Origin of the sequence: Malikia granosa, assembly GCF_002980595.1 — a bacterium.
GTDB lineage: Bacteria > Pseudomonadota > Gammaproteobacteria > Burkholderiales > Burkholderiaceae_C > Malikia > Malikia granosa.
Genome location: NZ_PVLQ01000055.1, coordinates 1 through 867, shown reverse-complemented (window position 1 = coordinate 867; position 867 = coordinate 1). Strand labels below are relative to the sequence as shown.

Sequence of the window (867 nt, the reverse complement as noted above, 5' to 3'; positions counted from 1 at the left end):
GCCACAGCCGTGGACTTGGCGCAACCGTGTTGCGGTGCAACTGACTCGCGAGCAATTCGAACAGATCGCTCCACTGCTGCCACGCCAGCGGGGCAACGTGCGGCTGGACAACTTCGAGGTGGTCAACGCCATCCTGTACGTGGCGGCTAATGGCTGCAAGTGGCGGGCGCTGCCCAGCCACTACGGGCCTTGGCACAGCATCTATACCCGCATGAGCCGCTGGGCCAAGTCCGGCGTGCTCGATGCGGTGTTCGAGCGTCTGCAGAGGCAGCGCCTGATGCAGGTTCGCATCGAAGCCGTGAGCCTGGACTCGACGATCATGAAGGTGCATCCGGACGGCACAGGTGCGCCGAAAAAAATGGGCCCCAGGCCATTGGCAAAAGCCGAGGTGGGTGGAGCACCAAACTTCATCTGGTTGCCGCGAGTGCCTGCGACGTTGTGACGTGGAGCCTGACGCCGGGACAGGCGGCCGACGGTCCCGAGGGGCGCAGGCTGATCGAGGCGATGGGCGGGCCGCATGAGGCCGGGGAAGTGGCGCTGCTGATGGACAGCGCCTACGAAGGCGATGCCACGCGGGAACTGGCCCAGCAACTTGGCTTTGTGCCGGTCGTGCCGCCCAATCCGCAGCGCAAGCAGCCTTGGACACTGGACAAGGAACGCTATCGGCGCCGCAACGAGGTCGAGCGGCTGTTTCGCAGGCTCAAGGCCTGGCGCCGTGTGTTCACCCGCTATGACAAGACCGATGTGATGTTTGCGGCCTTCATCACCGTCGCGTTCATCGCCGAGGTCCTTCGATTGCGTTAACAGGCCCTAGGGCCTGTTAACGCAAGTTGACAAGCAGTAAGTTTTGCCCGAAATTGTTGCAAT

At 63.0% G+C, this 867-nt stretch carries 1 protein-coding gene; it reads left to right on the top strand.

Annotation, left to right across the window (positions count from 1 at the left end; translation table 11 throughout):
- The first annotated feature begins 34 nt into the window (after nucleotides 1-34).
- Nucleotides 35-804, top strand: a protein-coding gene (locus tag C6P64_RS13335; RefSeq protein WP_105749057.1) for an IS5 family transposase whose coding sequence is annotated in 2 segments (ribosomal slippage) — nucleotides 35-350 and nucleotides 350-804 — 771 coding nt in all. Because the reading frame shifts where the segments join, the coding sequence is not laid out codon by codon here.
- The last annotated feature ends 63 nt before the right edge of the window (nucleotides 805-867 follow it).